We start from the raw sequence: 22,668 nt of genomic DNA on the forward strand, positions 1-22,668 counted from the left end.
TTGTTATTTTTTCTGCTTGTTCCCCCAGGAATCTTTCAGCGTGACCGTGCGGTTGAAGACCGGAGAACCGGGCCTGGAATCCGGGTCGACACAGTAATATCCGTTCCGTTCAAACTGGACGCTGGTTCCTGCCGGGAGTTCCGCGAGCTTCGGCTCGACCAGCGCCTTGACGATCCGGACGGAATCCGGATTGAGCTGTTCGAGAAAATCCGCCCCGTCCGCTCCGGGCTGCTCGACCGTGAAGAGCCGTTCGTAGAGCCGCACTTCGGCCGGGACGGCGCTGTCGGCGGAAACCCAGTGGATCGTCCCCTTGACTTTGCGCCCGTCCGGGGCGGATCCGCCGCGGGTCGCGGGGTCGAACGTGCATTTGAGTTCGATGACATTGCCCGCATCGTCGAGCACCGCCTCTTCGCATTTGATGAAATATCCGTAACGCAACCGCACTTCGCGGCCCGGCGCGAGCCGGAAGTAACCCTTGACCGGTTCAAGCATGAAGTCGCTCTTCTCGATATAGAGTTCGGGGCCGAACGGCAGTTTGCGGCTGCCGGCGGCGGGATCCTCGGGATTGTTGACCGCATCGAGCGGTTCGACTCCGTCGGCCGGATAGTTCGTGATTGTGACTTTCAGCGGATCGAGCACGGCGAGGAAGCGCGGCGCACTGGCGTTGAGCTCTTCCCGAACGCAATGTTCGAGAAGTGCGATGTCGGTGAGCGCCTCGAACTTCGTGATGCCGACGGTTCTGCAGAGTCTGCGGATCGCGGAAGCGGGAATCCCGCGGCGGCGCATTCCGCAGATGGTCGGCATGCGCGGATCGTCCCAGCCGGCGACGTAGTGCTCTTTCACAAGCTGCAGAAGTTTGCGTTTGCTCATGACCGTATAGGTCAGATTCAGCCGGGAAAACTCGGTCTGCACCGGCGGATTCTTGAACTCCAGCGCCTGGAGCACCCAGTCGTAAAGCGGGCGGTGAATCTCAAACTCGAGCGTGCAGAACGAGTGGGTCACTCCCTCGAACGCATCTTCGAGCGGATGCGCAAAATCGTACATCGGGTAAATGCACCACTTATCCCCGTGACGGAAGTGATGGGCGCGACGAATCCGGTAGATGACCGGGTCGCGCATATGGATGTTCGGCGAAGCCATGTCGATGCGGGCGCGCAGGACCATGGCGCCGTCCTCGAATTCACCGTTCCTCATGCGGGTGAAGAGGTCGAGGTTCTCCTCCACCGAGCGGGAACGACCGGGCGACTCTTTCCCGGGGACGTTCAGCGTGCCGCGGTACTCCTCCCACTCCTCGGGCGAGAGATCGCAGACGTAGGCGAGCCCTTTCCGGATCAGCGTGACGGCGCACTCGTACATGCGCTCGAAGTAGTCGCTGGCATAATAGAGATGTTCGCCGAAGTCGAAACCGAGCCACTTTACGTCGTTGATGATTGATTCGACGTATTCGGTGTCCTCCTTGGTCGGGTTCGTGTCGTCGAACCGCAGGTGACAGACGCCTCCGTTCTCCGCGGCGACGCCGAAGTCGAGGCAGATCGCCTTGGCGTGGCCGATGTGCAGATAGCCGTTCGGCTCAGGCGGAAAACGGGTGACGACTTTCCCGTCGTTTTTGTTGTTGCGCAGGTCCTCCGCCACGATTTCGCGGATGAAATCCAGCGGTGCGTTGATTTCGTTGGTTTCCGGCATGATTGCAATAACTCCAGAGTGATTTTTTCAAAGTGATCGATACGGAAAAAACGGGAATGCAGGGACGCTCCGTTGTCGAAAAATCGAAAACGGTTCCAATGTATGTCGGGCAAATTTCATGATCCGTCCACAACTCCGGTTTCGCCATCCATAATTTTCCATCCGCGGTAACATACCACGTCAGTTGTTTTTTTGCCAGTCTCAACGGCACTTTTTTTGGGTGTTTTATCTTGAATAATGGGGAATCGGGATGTATCTTACCGAAATCAATCATACGGGGGAAATTCATGATGACGAAACTGAAACGGATCACGGTCAATTCGCTCTCCTTTGTCCGCAAGGTGGAAAGCTGCCACTGGGTGGATGACGGCGTCTGGCCGGAGAAGTGGATTGCCCTGCCTCAGACGAGTCATTCGGCCCGGACGGTGGCCTATCGCAACCGGTTTGTTCTCGGCGGTCCGGCGCGCATGCGTCTTGCCGTGACGGCGGATGCGGTTTACCGGCTCTGGATCGATGGTGTCGAGGCCGCTGCCGGTCCGGAGCTCGGGGACATTCGCAATACGTTTGTCGATACATATGAATGGGAAGCGGAGCCGGGCGAACACGTTTTCGTCGCGATGGTTACCAGTTTCGGAGGGCACGGTCCCTTTGCGAAGATCGAGTTTGAGCACGGATTTCTGCTCGCTGCCGACGGCGCCGATGCGGAGAAACTCGGGAGTTGCGCTGAAAACTGGGAGGCGAAGCTGCTGCCGGGACTTTCGTTCGAGCCGATTCGCGGCTGGGGCGGCAGCGTCGGGCAGGAGTTGACGTTCGATGCCTCCGGGTATCCCCGCGGCATTGAACGCGGCGAGGGGGAGGGGTGGCTTCCCGTTGCGGAGCTGTATCCCGGTGGCGATGCGGAACTGCGCAACGAATATGTGCCGCAGCCGCTGCTCCGGGCAGCGACGCTGCCGGATATGGAGACGCAGGAAATCCGGAGTTTTGCACTCCGTTACGCCGGTCCGTTCCGCGGTCGGCAGTTCCGTGCCGCCGACAACCGTCCCGGTGAAATCGCCGAAATCGAGAATGCTTTGCGGAATGGAATTCTCGAGATTCCGCCCCGGACGGAACTGCGTTTGCTGCTCGAACTGGATGATTATTACTGTGTGCGTCCGCGCCTTGTTACTTCGGGCGGCCGCGGCGCGAAGATCTCGCTCGGCTGGGCCGAGGCGCTCATGACCGTGGATCAGGAGGTCCGGGCCAAAGCGGACCGAACCGGTTGGCGCGACCGGTATTTTTATGGAATTTACGACCACTTCCTGCCGGACGGGCGTGATCGCATGGCGTTCTGGACGGCCTGGTATCGGGCGGGGCGGTTCGTTTCGCTGGAGATCCGGACCGCGGAGGAGCCGCTGCGGATCGACCGGCTGCGCCTCGAGGAGTTCCGCTATCCGCTCACGGTCGAGAGTTCGATCTCGACGGGGTGCGCGGATCTCGACCGGCTCGCCCGCCTCGCGCAGCGGACGCTTGAGATGTGTTCGCATGACACGTTCATGGACTGCCCCTATTACGAGCAGCTGATGTATCTCGGGGACACCCGGATTCAGGCGCTGCTGACGCTGACGATTTCCCGGGATGCGCGTCTGGTCGAAAAGGCGCTGCGGATGTTTGCTGCGGCCCAGTTCGAGTCGGGGCTCTTCCCGTCGCGTTATCCGTCGCGGATTACACAGGTGATTCCGACCTTTTCGCCGTTCTTCATCGGCATGCTCGAGGATTACGCGCGCTGGCGGGGCGGGCCGCTCGTTTCCGAGCTGCTTCCGGCGGCGCGGCGGGTTGCGGATGCCTTCGAGCGCTGGATCGGGGCGGACGGGCTCGTATCGATTCCGCGCTCATGGTGTTTTGTCGACTGGACGGGATGGCCGGCGGGGGTTCCGCCGGAGGCGGAGCGCGGAGTCTCCGGAATTGTGAACGCGCTCTATCTCTACGGGCTGGGTTCTCTCGCAAATCTGTATGAATTGACCGGGGACACGGTGATGGCAGATTATTTCCGCCGCCGCGGTCGGGAGCTGGCGGAAACGGTGATCCGGGTTTTCTGGCGCGGGGAGCGGAATCTCTTTGCGGACACGGTTGACGATCGGAGTTTTTCGGAACACATGCAGGTCCTGATGCTGCTCTCGGGGTTTCTGCCGGAGCGGATCGAGAGGGCGTGCGGCCGGGGGTTGTGCAGGGATGAAAGCCTCGTGCGGGCGACGGTTTACTTCTGCTTCTATCTTTTTGAAGCGTATCGGAAGCTGCAGCGGCCCGACCTCTTCGACCGGCGGCTGGATGTGTTCCGTTCGATGGAGACGCTCGGACTTGCGACCCTGCTGGAAGGGCCGGAACCGAGCCGTTCGGACTGCCACGCCTGGAGTGCGCATATTCTATGGCATTTTTATGCGTCGATGCTCGGCGTGCGCCCGGTGGGGTACGGTTTCCGAGAGGTGGAAGTCTGTCCGCAGCTGCTGCCGGGGCGGCGAATCTGCGGACGGGTTGCGCATCCGGCGGGCGGCGTGATCGAAGTTGAGGTTGATGCAGTGGGAGCAGTCGTGACGCTGCCGCCCGGTCTGCATGGGAATTACCGGTTTCCGGACGGGCGGCGTATCGCCCTCGTGCCGGGACGGAATGAAATCAAAGGATGAGAAGAATGGAAACGATCAAACTCTGGAAGTCGGTGGAAAGTGCGGGCACCGGGAATCCCGCCGATGATTTTGAGCCTTATCTCGAACTTTATCTGCTCGACCGGTCGCAGCCGGCGCGCGGGGCGGTCATCGTCTGCCCGGGCGGCGGGTATTGTCACCGTGCCCCGCACGAGGCCGAGCCGATTGCGCGGAAGTTCAATGAACTTGGATTTCATGCGTTTGTGGTTCAGTATCGGGTTGCGCCGTATCGGTTTCCGGCGCCGCAGCGGGATCTTTTCCGGGCGATTCGGATCGTACGGAGTCGAGCGGCGCAGTGGAGTATCCAGCCGGATCAGATTGCCGTTCTGGGCTTCTCCGCGGGCGGACACCTGGTCGCTTCGGCCGGAACGCTGTTCCATGAGGTGGATGCGACGGCCGGGGATGCTGCCGATGCGTTTTCGCAGCGGCCGGACGCGATCATCCCCTGCTATCCGGTGATTTCGTTCAGCGCGGAGTGGGGACATCGCGGCAGCGGCGAGCAGTTGCTCGGGGACTCTCTGCTGGAGCTGGAGGACCGTTACTGCCTCAGCAGCCGGGTGACGGCCGACACGCCGCCGACTTTCCTGTGGCACACCGCCACGGATGGTGCGGTTCCGGTGCGGAACTCGATCGCGTTCGCCGAGGCCTGCTGGAAAAACGGCGTTCCCGCCGAGCTGCACGTGTTTCCGTCCGGGCCGCACGGGATCGGGCTGGCGCTTGACTATCCCGATGCGAAAATCTGGCCGGAACTCGCGGCGGCATTCCTGACGACGACCTGCAAATTTGTTGCGCGGCGGCAGGCGTAACCGAAGGGGGGCGGCACAATGTTTTTCGATCCGGTTTATTTGCTGTTCACGCTGCCCGGGATTCTGCTGGGGCTCTGGGCTTCGGCAAAGACGAAACTCACGTTCGATCGGTATTCCCGGGTCGAGAGCCTGAACCGGGTAACCGGGGCGACGGCGGCATTGCGGCTGCTCGCGAATGCGGGAATTCGCGACGTCCGGGTGGAGGAGACACAGGGATTCCTGTCCGATCACTACGACCCGACCGGGAAAGTTCTGCGCCTCTCACCCGGCGTCTACCACTCCGACTCTCTCGCTGCGATCGGGGTGGCGTGCCATGAGGCGGGTCACGCGATTCAGCATGCGCAGGGGTACTCCGCGCTCTGGCTGCGCAGTTCGCTCGTGCCGATCGTGAATCTCGCGAGTCCCGGGGCTTATCTCTTCTTCCTGATCGGACTGGTGTTGAACATGTCCGCGCTGCTCTGGCTGGGCATCATCTGTTTCGGGATGGCCGTGCTCTTTTCGCTTGTGACGCTGCCGGTGGAGTATGACGCGAGCCGTCGGGCGAAACAGCTCATGGTTTCCGCCGGAATTGTGACGCAGAGCGAGGCGAAAGGCGCGGGGGAAGTGCTCTCCGCGGCGTTTCTCACTTACGTCGCCGCCGCGGTGACGGCGCTGCTTACGCTGCTTTATTTTCTGTTCCGGTCGGGACTTCTGGGGCGGAGGGATTGAAAAAAGAGGGCCGGCGTGATATATTGTGAACAGTATGGACGACGGTAATTCATTCTGAACACGAGGTTCCGAATTGGCTCGACAGATCACTTATTCCGCCCGGTTCAGGCGCGACTATGTCGCGGCGCTGGCAGTGGTTATTTTCATCGCGATCGTGATTGCGGAGATTGCACTTGCGATCAGCATCCCCGCTTATCTGAAGCGGGAGAACGCAATGGCGCTCGAGGTGCGGCGACTGCAGCTTCTCGAATCGTTCGATCAGGCGCGCAACATATCGAACCGACTCAAAGTCAAAGGCGGTGAGACCGCGGAGCTCGAAGCGCGCCTGGTCGCATGGGGACTCAACTCGCTCGCGCCGTATCTGCGTGCGCATGCCGGTTCTCTTTCCGGCGAAGAGATTTCCGAACTGCAGAATACGGTGACGGAATTCACGCGGATCATGGCCCGGCTCCGAGATTCGGGGCCGTACTGCGTGGAGCAGTCGCTCGATACGGGCAGCTACATCGACAGCCGGATTCCGCAGGAGGCGCCATGAAGACGGAGGAATTTTCCGGAATTCTGCGCGGATTCGGTTCGTGTCGGGTCGCGGTGGTCGGAGATATGATGCTCGACGTCTATCTCTGGGGACGGGTCAACCGGATCTCTCCGGAGGCGCCGGTGCCGGTGGTGAACATCGTGAATCGCACGAGCTGCCTCGGGGGAGCGGCGAACGTCATGCGCAATGTCGCGACGCTCGGCGCCCGCGCCTGCGCATTCGGTGTGACCGGATGCGACTCCTCGGGGGAGGAACTCGCCGCTGAACTCAAAAAATACCGGATCGGAGTCGAAGGCGTGATGCGCGACGAAACGCGGCGCACGACCGAAAAACGGCGCGTGATTGCGGGCGTTCAGCAGCTTCTGCGGGAGGATTATGAGGATCTGCACGCCGTGCCGGACGGAATTCGGCGCGCGATGGTCGACCGGGTGGCGGGGCTGATTCGCACCGGAGAGGTCGACGCGGTGATTTTCGAGGATTACCGGAAAGGGCTGCTCGCGGATTGGATGCTTGAGGAGATCGTCTCGGAGGCGCGTCGTGCGGGAGTCGTGACGGCGCTGGATCCGAAGCCCGAGAGCATCGCCCCGGTGAAAGGGATCTCGGTCATGAAACCGAACCGCAGCGAGGCGTTTGCGCTGGCCGGGATGCACGATTCCTCCGAATGGGTTCACCCGTTCGAGGACCGGGCGCTGGCGGAGGTGGCGCGGCGATTGCTCGACGCATGGGAGCCTGAACAGCTTCTGATTTCGCTGGCGGCTCAGGGGATGGCGCTTTTCGGGCGTGACGGGACGGTGGAAGTGATTCCGACCCGGGCGCGGGAGGTTTTCGACGTGTCGGGCGCGGGGGATACCGTGACGGCGACGTTTACGCTTGCGCTGGTTTCGGGGGCCACGCCGGTTCAGGCGGCCGAGCTTGCGAATCGGGCCGCCGGAGTGGTGGTGGCGAAAGTCGGGACCGTGCCGGTTCATTTTGCGGAGTTGGAAGAGGCCTTGAAAGAGGTCTGAAACAGATAAGGAAGAGGTCGATCATGAGTCAGGATCGGGTGGCGGTGGTGATTCCGTCGCGTTATGCCAGTACGAGATTTCCGGCCAAGCCGCTGGCGATGCTTTGCGGCAAGCCGATGGTGCAGCATGTGTATGAGAAAGCGGCCGCGTCGTCGGCGGATCTGACGGTGGTGGCGACCGATCATCAGGCGATTTACAATACGGTGACTGGTTTCGGGGGGAGGGCGGTCATGACCGCCGAATCGCATCCCTCCGGCACGGACCGCATTGCCGAAGCGGTGTCCCGGCTGGGGGAAGAGGTCGACATCGTCATCAATGTGCAGGGGGATGAGCCGCTGATTCCGACTGCGGTGATCGATGAGCTGATCGCGATCATGAAGTGCGATCCCTCGATCGAGATGGCGACGGTCGCGGTGCCGGGAAACCGCAACACGATGACCGAGAACAATGTGAAAGTGGTATTCGGAGAGGATCGGTTCGCGCTCTACTTCAGCCGTTCGCTGATTCCGTTCTGGCGCAAGGGCGGGGTGGAGGCTCCGGTCTATCTGCATTGGGGAATCTATGCGTATCGCAAGGCCACGCTCGACCGGTTCGTAGCACTGCCGCCGGGGCGGCTTGAGAACTGCGAAAAACTCGAGCAGCTGCGGGCGCTGGAGAATGGAATCCGGATCTACGTGCATCTCTCCGAGCTCGAGAGCATCGGGATCGACACGCCGGAGGATCTGGTCCGGGCGGAGAAGAAACTTCAGGAGGGCCGGTGAGATGCGGACGGTAGAGGCGGGCAAGGTGGTTTTCGGAGCCGGGCGGCTTGTGCTCATCGGCGGTCCCTGCCAGGCGGAGAGCCTTGAGCTCTGCTGCGAGGTGGCGGAGTTTCTGAAAGGGCTCTGCGCGGAGCTCGGAGTCGAGTATGTGTTCAAGGCGTCGTATGACAAGGCGAACCGCTCGAGCGAGAAAGGGGTGCGCGGTCCGGGGCTTGAGCGCGGGCTCGAGATCCTTGCGGAGGTGAAGCGCCGTTTCGATGTGCCGGTCATTACGGATGTGCATGAGACGGTGGATGTTCCGAGAGTGGCGGAGGTTGCGGATATTCTCCAGATCCCGGCGTTTCTCTGTCGCCAGACCGATCTGCTGCACGCGGCGGGCCGCAGCGGGCGCGCGGTCAACATCAAGAAAGGGCAGTTCATGGCGCCGGAGGATATGGCCGGGGCGCTCGAGAAAGTGCGCGCGACGGGGAATGAGAACATTCTTCTGACCGAGCGGGGTACGACGTTCGGCTATCACAACCTGGTGGTGGATATGCGTTCGCTTGTGACGATGCGCTCATTCGGGGTACCGGTCGTGTTTGACGCGACCCATTCGGTGCAGCTGCCGGGCGGGCTCGGCAACGCGTCGGGCGGTCGGCGGGAATTTGTTTTCCCGCTGGCGCGTGCGGCGGCGGCGGTCGGGATCGACGCGCTGTTCACGGAGGTGCATCCGCGCCCGGACGAGGCGATGTCCGACGGGCCGAATTCACTTGATTTCCAGCAGGCCCGGGAAATTTTAACGACGGTGAAGAAGATTTATGACGCACTCCGATAAACTCAGGAAAATCAAGGCGATCGTCCTCGATGTGGACGGGGTCCTGACCGATGGCCGCGCCGGCTTCGGCGGAGAGGATGAGATCAAATTTTTTCATTTGCGCGACGGTCACTGGATGAAGATGGCGATGCGGGAGGGGATCAAAGTCGGGCTGCTCTCCGGGCGCGCAGCGAAAGCGAACCGGATGCGTGCCGCGGAGCTCGGGCTCACTTTCATCTACGAAAACTGCAAAGACAAACTCGAGGCGTTTGAACGCATGCTGCGGGAGCAGGGGCTCGCCGCGGAGGAGTGTCTGTACATGGGGGACGATGTGATCGATCTCCCGCCGATGCGGCGCGCCGGAGTCGGGGTGGTGGTCGCGGACGGCGTTCCCGAACTCGACGAGGCGGCGCTCTGGCGGACGAAGCTGCCGGGCGGACACGGTGCGGTGGCTGAAGTCGTGCGCATTCTGCTGGCCGAACAGGGGAAACTCGACGCCGCACTCGAACGTTACCGGCGCTGAAAACCACAAGAGGAGAACCATGAAAAAACTCATGATTGCGATATTGGCCGGGGTGTTTGCCCTTGCTGCGCGGGGTGCGGGGGAGTTGAGCGACCTGGGCCCGGTCAAACTGTCCGGTTTGAAGCTGCCGCTCTACAACAAGCAGAATCTGCAGATGATGGTGTTCTGTACGGAGGCGGAGCGCCCCGGCCGGTTGATCGTGGGTTACGATGTGGTGATCGACCTGATCCGGCGCGGTGCGGATGTGGATTCGATCCGCAACTGCTGGGGGCTGAAAGCGTATCCGCTCGATGCGAAACTTCCGGAGGTGTTTGCGTTCTGGAGTGAGCGCCCTTACAGTGACGGAGTGATTCTGACCTCCCTGGCGAACGTCGATCAGGAGACGCGGACGGCGGACGGCGATGAACCGGTCTTCTTCCGGTCTCCGCTTCTGGATTTGAACGGAATCGGGTTCGAGGCGGATTTCGACAAACGGACCGTGCTGGTCCGGGAGGATGTGAAGATCGTCGTCCGCATGGAGGGAAGTGATCCGCGCCGGATTCTGGCGGCGGGAGGAAAACTCCCCGAAAAATATGAATTCGTGACCGCCACGGCCGATTCCATGCGGATCGATATGGCGGCCAATCAGGTTCTGCTGGTCGGGAGCGTCGTCATCAACGAGGCGAATTCGGTCGTGACCTGCGACCGGCTGACGATTTTCCTCGACCGCCGCAGCGATGCGGAACTCAAGGCCGCGAACGACAGCGGGACGCTCGGCAGCGGTTCGGACATGGGCGGGGTGAGCCGGGTCCTGTGCGACGGGAACGTCGTCGTCACCCGGAAACTGTCGCCGGAGGAGATCGCGAAGAACGGCGAGCAGCAGGCTCTGGCGGATCATCTCGTCTACGATCCGGCGGCGGGGACGGTCGTCCTGACCGGTGACCGGCAGCTGCCGGTGGTCCGGCGCGGCCGGGAGTCGCTTTCGGGGCGGGCGATGACGCTTTACCGCGCCGAACAGCGCGCGGTCATCAACGGCGGGGGAAAAGTCGTGGCGTTTCAGCCGCCGCAGAAACCCGGCGAAAAGGGCACGCATGTGACGATCACTTCCGATGATGTTCAACTCGACTATTTGCGCAATTACGGCGAATTCATCGGGAACGTCGTGGCGGATGAACCGCGCATGCAGCTCAAATGTGCGCGGATGCGGATCGACCTCAAGGAGCTTGCGCAGGAGAAAGCGCAGCTTCCCGCCGAAGCAACGGCCACGCTCTCCGGCATGCCGGAATTCGACGCGGGCAGCCGGCGCGAACTTGACAGGATCACCTGTTCGGGAGGCGTGGAGGTTGTGCGCCGCGATGCGGCCGGAAAACTGCTCCCGGGCGAGCAGGGAACTTCAGACAAGGCGGTGTTCGATTACCTTGCGAAGAACATCACGATGACCGGAGGCGCTCCGACGCTGAAACGCAACAGCGATTCGCTCTCCGGCGGCGAACTCGTGATCTGGATCGACGAGGAACGGGTCAGTGCGCACAACGGCAGCAAAGTTGTGCTCGGCGCGCGCACTGCCGGGGGGGAACAGCCTGCGAAGAGCTCCGAGACGGTTGTCCTCTCCGACTCGAGCGATCTCAATTACGGCGGAAATCTGCTGGCGTTCAACGGCAACGTGAAAGTGAACGACGAACGCATGAAGCTCGACTGCGACAAGATGGACATCCACCTCGTCGGGAAAGCCGCCGACGGTACGGCGAAGAAAAGCGCGGTCGACGTGCTTTCGCTCGACGACCCGGGCCGGAGCGACCGGACATTGTCGCAGGTGGTCTGTACGGGCAACGTTCACGCGGTCGATCCGGGCAGCGACATGCGCTGCGACAAACTTACGATGCACTTTGCACCGCAGCCGCCGGGGACGAAGACGCCGGGGATGTTCCAGTCGAACGGAACGGAGCTTGTACGGATCAATGCCGACGGAAACCTCGAAGCGGTCAATATGCCGGCTCCGGGCGAGCAGGAGAAAGCCGCACAGAACAGCGATCTTGGCGGGCTTATGAAGAACAGTTCCGGCAAACCGCGGAAGATTTCCGCTGATCGCGGTCAGGTTGATTTCCGCCGGAACATCACGGAGTTCCACGGGAAAGTCTATGTGCGGGACGAGGAAAATTCGCTCAAGTGCGACGATATGTTCCTGTTTGCCGGCAAGGCGCCTGCCGCACCGGCGAAAGGGGAGCCGGCGGCGCAGCCGAATCTCGACGACGACCCGTTTGCGCTGGAGAGCGCCGGGACGGTTCCGGCCCGGATCAGCCTGACTGACGAACTGGATCTGCAGCGGGTGCTCTGTCAGAACAATGTGCTTTTCGTGCGCCGGACGACCGGCGGAGAGCTGCAGCGTGCGGGCGGCCACGAGGCTGATTACGTTGTGGCGAACCGCGAGATGGTCGTGACCGGAAAGCCCGGCGAACAACCGTGGATGAGCGCCGAAGGACGGCGGCTCTACTCCGACCGGATCATCGTCGATGTGGTCACGGAGACCATGCGGGGAGAAAACGGGACGGCCACGACGGAGAAATAGACGAATTTTTGACATAAGAGCCGTGATTCGAGCTTGAACTCGACCGGGAATGTGATATACTACTAATGAACGGGGGCGGGACGCGCGGTTCCCTCCCGGGAGGATTCTGGAGAGCCGCGGAATGACAAATGAGAATGAAAACAACGGAATGCTGATCCGTGCGGATCACCTCTGCAAAAGCTATCATGGCCGGAAAGTGGTCGATGACGTGTCGATCTCGGTGAAAGCCGGGGAAGTGGTCGGGCTGCTCGGGCCGAACGGTGCGGGAAAAACGACGAGTTTCTACATGGTTATGGGGTTGATCCGGCCGGACTCCGGGGAGATCGCGTTTCGCGATGTGGACATCACGCACATGCCGATGTACAAGCGGGCGCGCATGGGGATGGGATATCTGGCGCAGGAGCCGTCGATTTTCCGCAAACTGACGGTCGAGGAGAACATCATGGCGATCCTCGAGACGCTGGCGCTCTCCTCGGCGGAACGGAAAAAGCGGTGTCGGGAGCTGCTCGACGAATTGGAGCTGACCCGGCTCGCGAAACAGAAAGCGATGACGCTCTCAGGCGGCGAGCGGCGGCGGTTGGAGATCACGCGCGCATTGGTCACGAATCCGTCGTTCATCATGCTCGACGAGCCTTTCAGCGGGGTTGACCCGCTTGCGGTGTACGATGTTCAGCAGATCATCCTGCAGCTCAAGGAGCGGAATCTCGGAATTCTGATTACCGACCACAATGTGCGCGAGACGCTTTCGGTGGTGGACCGCGCTTACCTGATGTGTCAGGGGAAGATTCTGGTGGAGGGATCGAGTGATTTCCTCGTGAATGATGAACGGGCGCGGGAGATCTATCTCGGGCCGCAGTTTTCGATGTGAGAAAGGAACGCGCCGGGGAAGAATCCCGGTGTGCGAGAGAAGAGTAGGAGGTAAGTATGAATCTGAATTTAACCGGTCGTCAGTTCGACATCACTGCGTCCATCCGCGAGTATGTGGAGGCCCGGATCGCTTCCGTCACGGAAGATAAGTCTTTGAAGATCTCCAGCGTGAATGTGGTCATGGCGCGCGAAAAGGATCGTTACAAGACGAACATCGTGTTGAACTGCAAATATCATGTTTTCGAGTCGACGGTGGAAGATTTCGATCTTTACAAGTCGTTCGACGCGGCGGCGGACAAGATCGACGTTCAGTTGACCCGGCTCAAGGAGAAGATCCGGGATCATCAGGCTGAACCGATCCGCGAAGCCGAGGTAAAGGTCGAAGCGAAAGCCGAAGCGAAAGCCGAGTGACGGCTTTGCACGGAAACAGGTAACTGGGCCGGTCCGAGTCAGCCGATTCGGGCCGGTTTTCATTCAGAACGGGAGAGACCATGATTATTGCACTTGCCAGCGAGGGGAATCGAATTGCGGAACGGTTTGTCCGTGCGTCGGAATTTGCGGTCTACGAGGTGGATTTCGGTCGCGTCGGCGGCAGGAGCACGGTGATTCCCGGGGGCAGGGAGACCGGGTCTTTTCTGCGGGAGTGCAAGGTTGACCTGGTGATTTGCGGACGGATCGGCCCCCGGTCGCGGCAGCGGCTCATGGAGGAGGGGATCAAGTTTTTCGGTGGAGTATCCGGTCCGGTGGAACGGGCGCTTTCCGCTTATCTCGACGGTTCGCTCGAGGCCGCCGGGGATTTCAATGATTACGAGGAAGAGTAAACGGATTTTATTCGGGAGAATCGAAAAATGAGTTCATCGTGTTCGGGAAATTGCGGCAGCTGCTCCTCTGCGGGAAGCTGCAGTGAAAAAAAGGAGGAGGCGAATCTCCTCAAGGGAGTCCGCGAGGCGATTCTCGTGCTCTCCGGAAAAGGCGGCGTCGGCAAGAGCACGGTCGCCGCATCGGTGGCGGTGGAATTGGCGAAAAGCGGGAAGAAGGTCGGGTTGCTCGACGTCGATTTTCACGGCCCGTCGCAGCCGACTCTCTTCGGAATCCAGTATCTGCGGCTTGAAGAGGGGCAGAAAGGGTTTCTGCCCGTGGAAGTCGCCGGCGTGAAGCTGATTTCGGTCGGTCTTGTGCTGGACGATCCGGATCACGCGGTGATCTGGCGCGGCCCGGCCAAAAACGGGGCGTTGAAACAGCTTCTCGAGGAGACGGAATGGGGAGAGCTTGACTATCTGGTTCTCGATTTCCCGCCGGGGACGGGGGATGAAGCGCTTTCCGGCTGCCAGCTTCTGCCGATGCCGAAGCGGGCGCTTGTCGTTACGACGCCGCAGGAGGTGGCGCTGGCGGACTGCCGTAAATGCGTCGACTTCTGCGCGAAGCTCGAGGTGCCGATCATCGGGATCATCGAGAACATGTCCGGCTTCGTCTGTCCGGATTGCGGTTCGCGGCATGAGCTGTTCGGCTCGGGCGGCGGGGCGCTGCTGGCGAAAAAGGCGAATGCGCCGCTGCTGGCCCAGATCCCGATGGATCCGGCTTTCCTGAGGCGATGTGATGACGGGGAGCTCCCGGCCGGACTCGAGAATTCTCCCGCCGTCCGCGCGGAGCTCGACAAGGTCGTGAACGCGATCACTGCGGCGAAATGAGCGTGACGGAGAGAGGGTGACCGGCATGATGCACGCGGCGGATTCGACCGACAAGTTTCTCCGGATGACGCGCAGTCCGGTCGAGCCGCTGATCTGCCGGCTGGCAGTTCCGACGATCATCAGCAGTCTGGTCACGACTTTCTACAATGTTGCGGACACCTATTTCATCGGCAAGATCAGCACGAGTGCATCGGCTGCGGTCGGCGTGTCGTTTTCGCTGATGGCGGTGATTCAGGCGATCGGCTTTTTTTTCGGTCAGGGATCGGGGAACAACATCTCCCGGGAGCTCGGCAAACAGCACGGGCATGAGGCGGAGATTCTCGCGTCGGTCGGATTTTTCTCCGCTTTGATCGCGGGGGCGGTGATTATGGTCACGGGGCTGGTGCTGCTCGAGCCGCTCGCGGTCATGCTCGGTTCGACCGAAACGATTCTGCCGTATTCGACTGCTTACATGCGTCTGATTCTGATCGGCGCGCCGTGGATGACGGCGTCGTTCGTGCTGAACAACCAGCTGCGGTTCGAGGGGAGCGCGTTTTACGGAATGATCGGGCTGGTGTCGGGTGCGGTGTTGAACATCACGCTTGACCCGTTGCTGATTTTCACGTTCGGCATGGGGATTTCCGGGGCGGCGCTCGCGACGATCATCAGTCAGTTTGTCGGTTTCACGCTGCTGTTCTGCGGTTGCCGTTTCGCGGGGAACGTGCCGATCCGGCTGCGGAATTTCCGACCGTCGTTTCAGGTTTACCGGATGATTGCGAACGGGGGGACACCGTCGCTCTGCCGGCAGGGAATCGCCTGTATCGCGGTCATCTGCCTGAACACGGCGGCCAAGCCGTTCGGTGACGCGGCGATCGCGGCGATGGCGATCGTTTCGCGGATCACGCATTTCACGAACTTTGCGCTGATCGGATTCGGACAGGGATTTCAGCCGGTCTGCGGCTTCAACTACGGGGCGAAACTTTTCGATCGTGTGCGGCGGGCGTTCTGGTTTTGCGTGAAAGTGACGGCGATGTTTCTGGTGGTGCTCTCGGTGGTGGAATTTTTCGCCGCTCCGTGGCTGATCGAACTCTTCCGCAAGGGGGATCCGGAAGTGACGCGAATCGGGGCTCTGGCGCTGCGGCTGCAGTGCCTCACTTTCCCGCTGGCGGCATGGGTGACGATCAGTAACATGATGCTGCAGACGACGGGGAAGATGTTTCGGGCCTCGTTTCTCGGGCTGGCGCGGCAGGGGGTGTTCCTGATTCCGTTCGTGCTGCTGCTGCCGCCGGTGATCGGAGTGCTCGGCGTACAGGCGGCACAGCCGGTGGCGGATCTGATCTCGTTTGCGATTTCGATTCCGCTGCAATGCTCGCTTCTTCGCGAGATGCGCCGGGAGGAGATGGGAAAATCATGAGTGAAAATGCAAATATACCGACGATGGATTCGGAACGGCTGATCGCGGCGTGTGTGTTGAGCGTGGTCGGCGGATTTCTCGATATTTACACCTACCTCTTCCGGGGGAATGTGTTCGCGAACGCCGTGACCGGGAACATGGTGCTCTTCGGATTTCATTTTGCGAACGGAAAATGGGAGATGTGCGGGCGTTATCTGCTGGCGATCGTCTCATATGCGTTCGGGATTTTCATGGCGAATCTGATTCACGCGCGGCTGCCGAGTTCCCGGCGGATCACATGGAATCAGTCTGTCATTCTGCTGGAATTGATCTGTCTGCTGGCAGTGGCGTTTATCCCATACGGACGCTGGGATTTTCTGGTCAACTCGGGCATCGCTTTCGTCTGTGCGCTGCAGGTGCAGACGTTCCGGCGCGTGCACGGGCTGCCGTTCGCATCGACCATGTGCACCGGCAATCTGCGCAGCGGAACCGATGCGCTCTTCCGCTCGGTTCATGATCGCGAACCCGGAGAGTTGCGCAAGGCACTGCACTACTACGGCGTCATCGTCTGCTTCATTTCCGGGGCGGCGGCGGGGGCGCTGCTGCTGTCGAATGTCGGACCGTTCATGTTTCTGCTGGCTCCGGCCGGGTTGTGTGTGGTTTTCTTCCTGATCTCGAGCCGGAGGAAGCTCGCCGGGTGGCGGCGCAAATTCCGTTCGGTTTTCCGGCGGAAATCCGGCCGCTGACCCGGGATATCGGTTTCAGATCACGCCGAGATCTTTCAGAACCCGTTCAAATTTCACGGGATCGAAGCGTTCTCCTGGATGCCATCGCCCATTGAATTCGAGCGTCGGCACGACCCAGTCGTCGCCGCCGTTCACATCGACGACCTTTTGAATCACCTCCTGAGGTTGTTCCTCGATCTCGAGGTATTCAAACGGGATGTTGTGAGTTTTGAGCCACGCGACAGCGTCGCGCGTGTGCGGACAGACGTCCCAACCGTAAACTTTCAGCATGGAAAACCTCCTCTCTCGTTCCGGAGATACCATAGCACGGACCGCTGTTTTTTGCAAATTTTCCGTTCACTTTCCCGCAAGACGTTTTTCCGCTGCGAGACGGAACGTCTCCGCCGCTTGCCCGATCTCCGCGAGGGACTTGCCCGGTTTGTAGAGAGCCGAACCGATTCCCGCTCCGGCGCATACGGCGAGGAATGTGCCGATGTTCGACTCCCCGACGCCGCCGACCGCGAGGATCGGAGCTTTGATGACCGCTTTCAGATCTTTCACGTAGCCGGGGCCGAGGGCGCCGGCGGGGAAGAGCTTCAGATAATCCGCTCCCGCGCGCAGCGCGGTGAACGCCTCCGTCGCCGTGAAGAAGCCCGGGATCGACACGAGTCTCTGCAGTTTCGTCTCCCGGATCACTTCCGGATTCGTGTCGGGTGAGATGATGAATTTCCCGCCCGCGCCGGCCACGCGCCGCGCGTCCTCCGGCGAGAGCACGGTCCCGGCTCCGACGAGCAGTTCATCGCCCGAGTGGTACTTCTCCGCCGCGCGCCGGATGCTTTCGACGGCGTCGGGGGAATTCAGCGGAACTTCAAGCAGACGGATCCCGGATTTGCGCAGAACCTCGCAGACTTCGAGGATTTCATCCGGCGTGATGCCGCGCAGAATCGCGACGACCGGGCAGTGTTCAGCATGTTCAGAAAAGGTCATTTTCATCTCTCCTTATCGTGCGACCCGGCCGGAGCCGGAACCGTTCATCAGGGAAACGACCTCGCTGGAACTGCTGTAGTTGTAGTCTCCGGAGATCGTATGCTTCAGGCAGCTCGCCGCGACGGCGAACCGGATCGCCTGCTGCGGCGCGGCGTACTCTTCGCTGTACAGCGCGTGGATGAGCCCCGCTCCGAACGAGTCGCCGCCGCCGAAGCGGTCGACGATGTTGCGGATCTCATAGGGGGTGTAGTTCCCCGCCGCGTCGAGCGGAGCGAAAAAGGCTCCGGCTGCGCGGTCGAAGAGCATTGCTCCCCAGTTGTTGTGGTCGGCGGAAATGCTTTCGCGCAGCGTGATCGCGACTTTCGACGCTTTCGGAAACCGCGCGAGCAGCTGTTCCGCAACGGCGCGATAACCGTCGATATTCAGTTTCCCCGCCTCGATCTCGGTTGCCTCCGCCCGGATTCCGAACACGTCCGAGGCGTCCTCCTCATTGCAGATGATCCAGTCGACGAGCGGGACGATCTTCCCCATGCACTCCTCCGCAAGCGTGCGCGGCGCGGTGCCGGGCCGCCATTTCCAGAGTTTCTTGCGGAAGTTCAGATCGCAGGAGATCGCAATGCCGCGCTTCGCCGCTTTTTCCGCAAGTGCGAGCGTCGAAAGAAAGGCGTTTTCGCTCAATGAGGGCGTGATTCCGGTCAGATGCAGGTGGCCGACTCCTTCGAGCATCGCGTCGAAGTCGTACTCTTCCGGTGCGAGCAGCGAAATCGTCGACCCCTCACGGTCGTAAACCACGTTTGAGCCGCGCTGCGCCGCACCGTGTTCGGCGTAATAGACCCCCATGCGCCCTTTCGCACTCCAGGTGATGCGTGTGACGTCGACCCCGAGTCCGCGCAGCTCCGTTGCAAATGCCCGGGAAACCGGATTCTCCGGCAGCGCCGTCAGATAGCGCGACTCCGACCCGAGCATCGCCAGAGACGCGCACACATTCGCCTCTCCCCCGCCGTAAGTCGCATCGAGTGTCCCCGGCAGCGCCTGCGCAAACCGTTTCTTCCCCGGCGGGCAGAGCCGCAGCATCACTTCCCCGAATCCCGCGATCACAATCTTCCGCATGGTATTCTCCTTTTTTTGTTATTCTCATTATATGAGAATGCATTCTCATTTATTTTTAATATAGGTGAAACCGCGGAGGATTTCAAGTTGTAAAGCGGAAAAAAAGGTGGTATTGTAAAGATATGATGAAAGATGGAGAAAAGACGATGGGGCGCGGGTTCGAGCTGCTCGAACTGGTCGGACGCAGCCGGAACGGACTCAAGGGACGGGAAATCGCCGGGATGCTGGAAATTCCGGTGAGCACGGCGTTCCGGCAGTTGAAGTTTCTGACGGATCACGGATATCTGCGCAGCAGCAACGGGGTTTACACGCTCGGAAGCGCGCTGATTCGGCTCGGGAACGAGGCGATGCGGCAGAATCCGCTCTCCCGTCTCGCGCACGGGGTTTTGTCGGAACTTGCGGAGGCGACGAGCGAGACGGTGCACCTGGCCGAGCTGCGTGGCGACCGGGTTGTCTACGTGGACAAGGTCGAGGGGAGCCGGCCGGTCCGGATGGGGTCGATGATCGGCAACACGAGTCCGCTGCACTGCACGGGGGTCGGCAAGGCGATTCTCGCATTTCTGCCGGAACGGGAGCGCCGGGAGCTGATCGAAAAGATCGAATTAACACGCTTCACGGAGCGGACGATCACGGATCGTGCCGATTTCACTGCCGAACTCGACCGGATTCGAGCCAGGGGATACGCGGTCGACGACTGTGAACACGAGCCGGGCGTGTTCTGTGTAGCGGCGCCGGTGTTTGATTCGTCCGGCGCGGTTCTGGGGGCGGTCAGCGTATCCGGCTCCGAACTTTATCTGCGCGGGGCGCAGGAGTTTCTCAAAGAGCGTGTCCGGACGGCCGCGGCGGCGATCAGCGCCGAGCTGCGGTGACAGGCGAATATGCAGTGACTCTCTTTCCAGCCATTTGTCGCGGCGGATTTGGTTGGACGCTTCTCCGCCGTCGGGGCGGAATTTACTGCGGCTGCACCACCTGAAACGGCAGCTCTGCTTCCAGATCGTCGGTGAAAGCGTGGAGACGGCATTCTCCCGGTGTGCGTCCTCCCCGGACGACCGCGAGAGCCCGCCCCTCGTGCAGCCAGACCGTGTTGCTCCGGAACCGCTGAAATCCGGTCGTATCGCCGTTTGTGACGCCGAAGAGATACCCTGTTCCATCGACCCGCAGGCGGACGGGGATTTTCCGGTCCGCACAGCGGATCCCGGCGGCGTCGACCAGTTCGATCTCCGCGTGGCCGATTTCCCCGCAGGGAATGGTCCCGGAAACGGCAGTGAGTTGCAATGCGGCGGGGCGGCCGGCGGTCCGCAGCACGGTTTCGGCTGCGATTTCCCCTCCGTTGAATCCGCGCGCCAGAAGTTCGCCGGGCTCGTAGACCAGCTCGAACGGAATGCGGCAGCAGTCGTCTGCCGTGCGGGATTTCCGGCCGACGGTACGGCCGTTCAACAGGAGTTCGGCTTCCTCGCAGTTCGTATAGACGGCGAGGCGGAGCGTCTGACCGGGCGTCCAGTTCCAGTGGGGGCGCATCTCCTCCCATTCGAGCTGAACGTCGTTCCAGTTGCGGATTTCGGCCTGTTCCCCGACATGGACCGAGACATGGATGCGCGGACGCGGCTCCCAGGCGATTTGCGATTGAAAGGCTGCGCTTTTGGGGAATCCGGCCCGGTCGACGAGACCGCTGTACCAGTTCTTGTGCGGCCAGCACGCTTCCCCGAGATAATCGAACCCGCCCCAGTAGAAGCTGCCGACGGCGATTTTGTGGTCGAAGCTGAACCAGCTCCCGGCGCCGCGATTCGTGGTCGCTTCGCTCATGAGAAAGACCATTTCCGGATGTTTCCGGTGATCTTCCGCAAAGAACTCTCCCATGTAATTGGCGGAAACCACATCCATGTGGAATGCCATCTGGTGGATTTCCGCGGAACGGAATCCGGGGTTGTCCCAGCGGACGCCGTCCCGGCGGGAGGGGTAGAGGGCGCAGGTCACGCAGCGGGTCGGGTCGAGCTGTTTGACGAATTCGCGCATCTCGCGGAGCCGGTCGACGCCGAAATCGTCCTCTCCCTCCAGCTGCTGATCGACGACCTCGTTGCCGACGCTCCAGAGGAAGATCGAGGGGTGGTTGCGGTCGCGTCGGATGAATTCCCGGAGATCCTCGCGCCATGCCGACTCAAACGTCTTCTGCCAGCCGTAATATTGTCCGGTCCACTTGTCGAATGCCTCGGCGAAGATCAGCAGTCCCATTTCGTCGGCAAGTTCGAGATACTCCGGTGCATACGGATGGTGGGCCAGGCGGATCGCATTGACGCCGAGTGATTTCAAGATGCGGAACCGGCGTGCGATCCCCTCCCGGAAGATGGCCGTGCCGATGCCGCAGAGATCCTCATGCAGATTCACGCCGCGCAGCAGGAGCTTTTTTCCGTTGAATATGAGCCCCTGTTCCGGAGAGAATTCGATGGAGCGGAATCCGAAACGCGCCTCGATCCGGTCGAGTTCATTGTGCTCATCGTCGATCAGGCGGGAAACGCAGCTGTAAAGATTCGGAGTATCCGGCGACCACAATTCGGGTGCGGGGCAGTTCCAGACGACATCCCGGCCGGAAAGGGTTGCCGGAGAGCTGCCGTCCGGCGCGGTGATCGTATGTTCGACCCGGCCGCCGTTGACCGGTTCGGCGGAGATCCGGACAGTTCCGTCGATCCGGGCGTCGATTCGGAGTCCGTGCCGGGCGAAGTGCATTTCGCGGATGCGGCGGAGCCGGACGCTGCGGTTGATGCCGGTGCCGGTGTACCAGCGCGAAGTCCGTTCGATGGAATTGTCGACCCGCACGGCCACGAGATTTTCTCCGGGGAGGAGGGCTTCGGTGATATCGGCTTCAAAACCGGTGTATCCGTTCAGGTGCTTGAGGATATGGCGTCCATTGACGAACAGATCGGCCGAGCGGTAGACGCCGTCGAAGTCGAGCAGGACACGTTCGCCGTCGTCCGGTTCGATGCGGAAGTGTTTGCGATAATTCACCACGCCGTTGGGCAGATAGGCGTGCTGTCGTCCGTGGGGGAGTGCGGCGTCGAACTCTCCTGAGATGCTCCAGTCATGCGGGAGATCGACTGCCACCCAGTCAGAGTCATCCAGTTCAAGTGATTCAAATCGGGGGAACGTCCCCGCCCGGAATTTCCACTCAGTATTGAAACATTCGCTTTGGTTCCGCATGAGATTCAGCTCCTTGTCCATCAGGTTGTGCACTTCTCCCCCCGCTTGGACAACATTTTATTGAAAGATTGGTGTAAAAGCCTTTGAGTTACTATATCCCATTGCTTGCCGATTACAAGTTCCGAAATAGACTTCATCCGGCGTCCGATATTGAAGTGCCGAATGAATCCGCCTGGAGTTGTAAAAATTCACATAATGTTGGACGCCGAAGCGAAGTTGCGGTAAACTGACGTACTCTTTGATTTTGATGTCCTCATATTTCAGCGCCCACCAGAAGCGCTCCATCTTTGCATTGTCCAAACAACGTCCCCGCCCGTCCATGCTGATCAGAATACCATGAGCCCGGAGTTCCTCCACAAACTCCGAACTGGTAAACTGGCTCCCTTGATCCGAATTAAAAATCTCCGGTTTCCCATCGGAATCCATATTTCAATGCCGCGCACTTAATTCTTCCGGAGAGATCGAAGATGTCATCAAGTTTCCTGATTGGAACGCGTTCTTCATTTTTTCCGTCAAAGCACCCGATTCTGAGGTTTTGGGGGTTATTGAAATAAAGTCGACAGATTGGTTTATAACAACTGCCTTTGAAATTGATGGAAGCATAAGATTTCCAGTCTTTAGAGCCAATTTCAAAAGTATTGGCTCTCTCGTGTTAATCACTTGTTTTTTCGTGCGTCAAAACCGTTTCGGCGCA

The 22,668-nt window shown here is 60.6% G+C and carries 22 protein-coding genes; 16 read left to right on the plus strand and 6 right to left on the minus strand.

Translation table 11 applies throughout. The features are described from left to right. Nucleotides 1-3: 3 nt before the first annotated feature. On the minus strand, nt 4-1,683 hold the full coding sequence (locus Q0J85_RS11435; protein WP_294481617.1) for a glutamine--tRNA ligase/YqeY domain fusion protein: 1,680 nt from the start codon (nt 1,681-1,683) through the stop codon (nt 4-6). A 287-nt stretch (nt 1,684-1,970) separates the two neighbouring features. Between Q0J85_RS11435 and Q0J85_RS11440 the strand changes: the two genes are divergently transcribed. The 15 genes from Q0J85_RS11440 to Q0J85_RS11510 all read left to right on the plus strand — a co-directional run bounded on the left by Q0J85_RS11440 (nt 1,971) and on the right by Q0J85_RS11510 (nt 16,706). Then, on the plus strand, nt 1,971-4,340 hold the full coding sequence (locus Q0J85_RS11440; RefSeq protein WP_294481619.1) for a hypothetical protein: 2,370 nt from the start codon (nt 1,971-1,973) through the stop codon (nt 4,338-4,340). A gap of 5 nt (nt 4,341-4,345) precedes the next feature. After that, a complete protein-coding gene (locus Q0J85_RS11445) occupies nt 4,346-5,164 on the plus strand; it encodes an alpha/beta hydrolase (RefSeq protein ID WP_294481622.1) in 819 nt (272 codons plus the stop codon). A gap of 18 nt (nt 5,165-5,182) precedes the next feature. Beyond that, nucleotides 5,183-5,872 carry a zinc metallopeptidase gene (locus tag Q0J85_RS11450; RefSeq protein WP_294481625.1) on the plus strand — a complete coding sequence of 230 codons (690 nt, stop codon included), beginning with the start codon at nt 5,183-5,185 and terminating at the stop codon, nt 5,870-5,872. Between the two features lie 73 nt (nt 5,873-5,945). After that, nucleotides 5,946-6,407, plus strand: a complete 462-nt coding sequence (locus Q0J85_RS11455) for a hypothetical protein (protein WP_294481628.1) — start codon at nt 5,946-5,948, stop codon at nt 6,405-6,407. Continuing rightward, nucleotides 6,404-7,411 (plus strand): bifunctional heptose 7-phosphate kinase/heptose 1-phosphate adenyltransferase, encoded by a 1,008-nt coding sequence (locus tag Q0J85_RS11460; RefSeq protein WP_294481630.1) that lies wholly within the window; start codon nt 6,404-6,406, stop codon nt 7,409-7,411. The genes Q0J85_RS11455 and Q0J85_RS11460 overlap by 4 nt, the downstream gene beginning before the upstream one ends. A gap of 23 nt (nt 7,412-7,434) precedes the next feature. After that, on the plus strand, nt 7,435-8,172 hold the full coding sequence (kdsB, locus tag Q0J85_RS11465; protein WP_294481632.1) for a 3-deoxy-manno-octulosonate cytidylyltransferase: 738 nt from the start codon (nt 7,435-7,437) through the stop codon (nt 8,170-8,172). 1 nt (nt 8,173) lies between these two features. Then, complete coding sequence (gene kdsA / locus Q0J85_RS11470) at nt 8,174-8,986, plus strand: 3-deoxy-8-phosphooctulonate synthase (RefSeq protein WP_294481634.1); 813 nt, start codon at nt 8,174-8,176, stop codon at nt 8,984-8,986. Next, on the plus strand, nt 8,970-9,488 hold the full coding sequence (locus Q0J85_RS11475) for an HAD family hydrolase (protein WP_294481637.1): 519 nt from the start codon (nt 8,970-8,972) through the stop codon (nt 9,486-9,488). Before kdsA ends, Q0J85_RS11475 begins: the two co-directional genes overlap by 17 nt. Before the next feature lie 19 nt (nt 9,489-9,507). Then, nucleotides 9,508-12,033 carry an LptA/OstA family protein gene (locus Q0J85_RS11480; protein ID WP_294481640.1) on the plus strand — a complete coding sequence of 842 codons (2,526 nt, stop codon included), beginning with the start codon at nt 9,508-9,510 and terminating at the stop codon, nt 12,031-12,033. A gap of 121 nt (nt 12,034-12,154) precedes the next feature. Continuing rightward, entirely contained in the window at nt 12,155-12,901 is a 747-nt protein-coding gene (lptB, locus tag Q0J85_RS11485) for an LPS export ABC transporter ATP-binding protein (RefSeq protein ID WP_367274649.1), read from the plus strand. 56 nt (nt 12,902-12,957) lie between these two features. Beyond that, the gene (gene raiA / locus Q0J85_RS11490; RefSeq protein WP_294481642.1) at nt 12,958-13,311 is read left to right on the plus strand and encodes a ribosome-associated translation inhibitor RaiA; all 354 of its coding nucleotides are present in this window, start codon (nt 12,958-12,960) and stop codon (nt 13,309-13,311) included. An 80-nt stretch (nt 13,312-13,391) separates the two neighbouring features. After that, nucleotides 13,392-13,721 (plus strand): NifB/NifX family molybdenum-iron cluster-binding protein, encoded by a 330-nt coding sequence (locus tag Q0J85_RS11495; protein ID WP_294481643.1) that lies wholly within the window; start codon nt 13,392-13,394, stop codon nt 13,719-13,721. Nucleotides 13,722-13,748: 27 nt separating this feature from the next. Beyond that, nucleotides 13,749-14,588 (plus strand): Mrp/NBP35 family ATP-binding protein, encoded by an 840-nt coding sequence (locus tag Q0J85_RS11500; protein WP_294481644.1) that lies wholly within the window; start codon nt 13,749-13,751, stop codon nt 14,586-14,588. A 25-nt stretch (nt 14,589-14,613) separates the two neighbouring features. Continuing rightward, nucleotides 14,614-15,981 (plus strand): MATE family efflux transporter, encoded by a 1,368-nt coding sequence (locus Q0J85_RS11505; protein WP_294481705.1) that lies wholly within the window; start codon nt 14,614-14,616, stop codon nt 15,979-15,981. Beyond that, nucleotides 15,978-16,706: a YoaK family protein gene (locus Q0J85_RS11510; protein ID WP_294481646.1), complete on the plus strand. Its 729-nt coding sequence runs from the start codon at nt 15,978-15,980 to the stop codon at nt 16,704-16,706. The genes Q0J85_RS11505 and Q0J85_RS11510 overlap by 4 nt, the downstream gene beginning before the upstream one ends. Before the next feature lie 15 nt (nt 16,707-16,721). Here the strand turns inward: Q0J85_RS11510 and Q0J85_RS11515 are convergent, their stop codons facing one another. The 3 genes from Q0J85_RS11515 to Q0J85_RS11525 all read right to left on the minus strand — a co-directional run bounded on the left by Q0J85_RS11515 (nt 16,722) and on the right by Q0J85_RS11525 (nt 18,782). Beyond that, entirely contained in the window at nt 16,722-16,976 is a 255-nt protein-coding gene (locus tag Q0J85_RS11515; protein ID WP_294481648.1) for a glutaredoxin domain-containing protein, read from the minus strand. Nucleotides 16,977-17,042: 66 nt separating this feature from the next. After that, on the minus strand, nt 17,043-17,672 hold the full coding sequence (locus Q0J85_RS11520) for a 2-dehydro-3-deoxy-6-phosphogalactonate aldolase (protein WP_294481651.1): 630 nt from the start codon (nt 17,670-17,672) through the stop codon (nt 17,043-17,045). Nucleotides 17,673-17,684: 12 nt separating this feature from the next. Then, nucleotides 17,685-18,782, minus strand: coding sequence for a sugar kinase (locus tag Q0J85_RS11525; protein ID WP_294481654.1), 1,098 nt, complete (start codon nt 18,780-18,782; stop codon nt 17,685-17,687). Nucleotides 18,783-18,904: 122 nt separating this feature from the next. On the opposite strand from Q0J85_RS11525, the gene Q0J85_RS11530 reads away from it, so the two are divergent. Then, nucleotides 18,905-19,651 (plus strand): IclR family transcriptional regulator, encoded by a 747-nt coding sequence (locus Q0J85_RS11530; RefSeq protein ID WP_294481657.1) that lies wholly within the window; start codon nt 18,905-18,907, stop codon nt 19,649-19,651. Between the two features lie 82 nt (nt 19,652-19,733). Here Q0J85_RS11530 and Q0J85_RS11535 read toward each other — a convergent pair whose 3' ends face one another. Together Q0J85_RS11535 and Q0J85_RS11540 are read right to left on the minus strand one after the other, a co-directional pair. Continuing rightward, a complete protein-coding gene (locus Q0J85_RS11535) occupies nt 19,734-21,995 on the minus strand; it encodes a glycoside hydrolase family 2 TIM barrel-domain containing protein (protein WP_294481663.1) in 2,262 nt (753 codons plus the stop codon). Nucleotides 21,996-22,031: 36 nt separating this feature from the next. Beyond that, nucleotides 22,032-22,400, minus strand: coding sequence for an integrase core domain-containing protein (locus Q0J85_RS11540; RefSeq protein ID WP_294481665.1), 369 nt, complete (start codon nt 22,398-22,400; stop codon nt 22,032-22,034). Nucleotides 22,401-22,668 lie beyond the last annotated feature (268 nt).

Origin of the sequence: uncultured Victivallis sp. (genome assembly GCA_944389935.1) — a bacterium.
Classification (GTDB): Bacteria; Verrucomicrobiota; Lentisphaeria; order Victivallales; family Victivallaceae; genus Victivallis.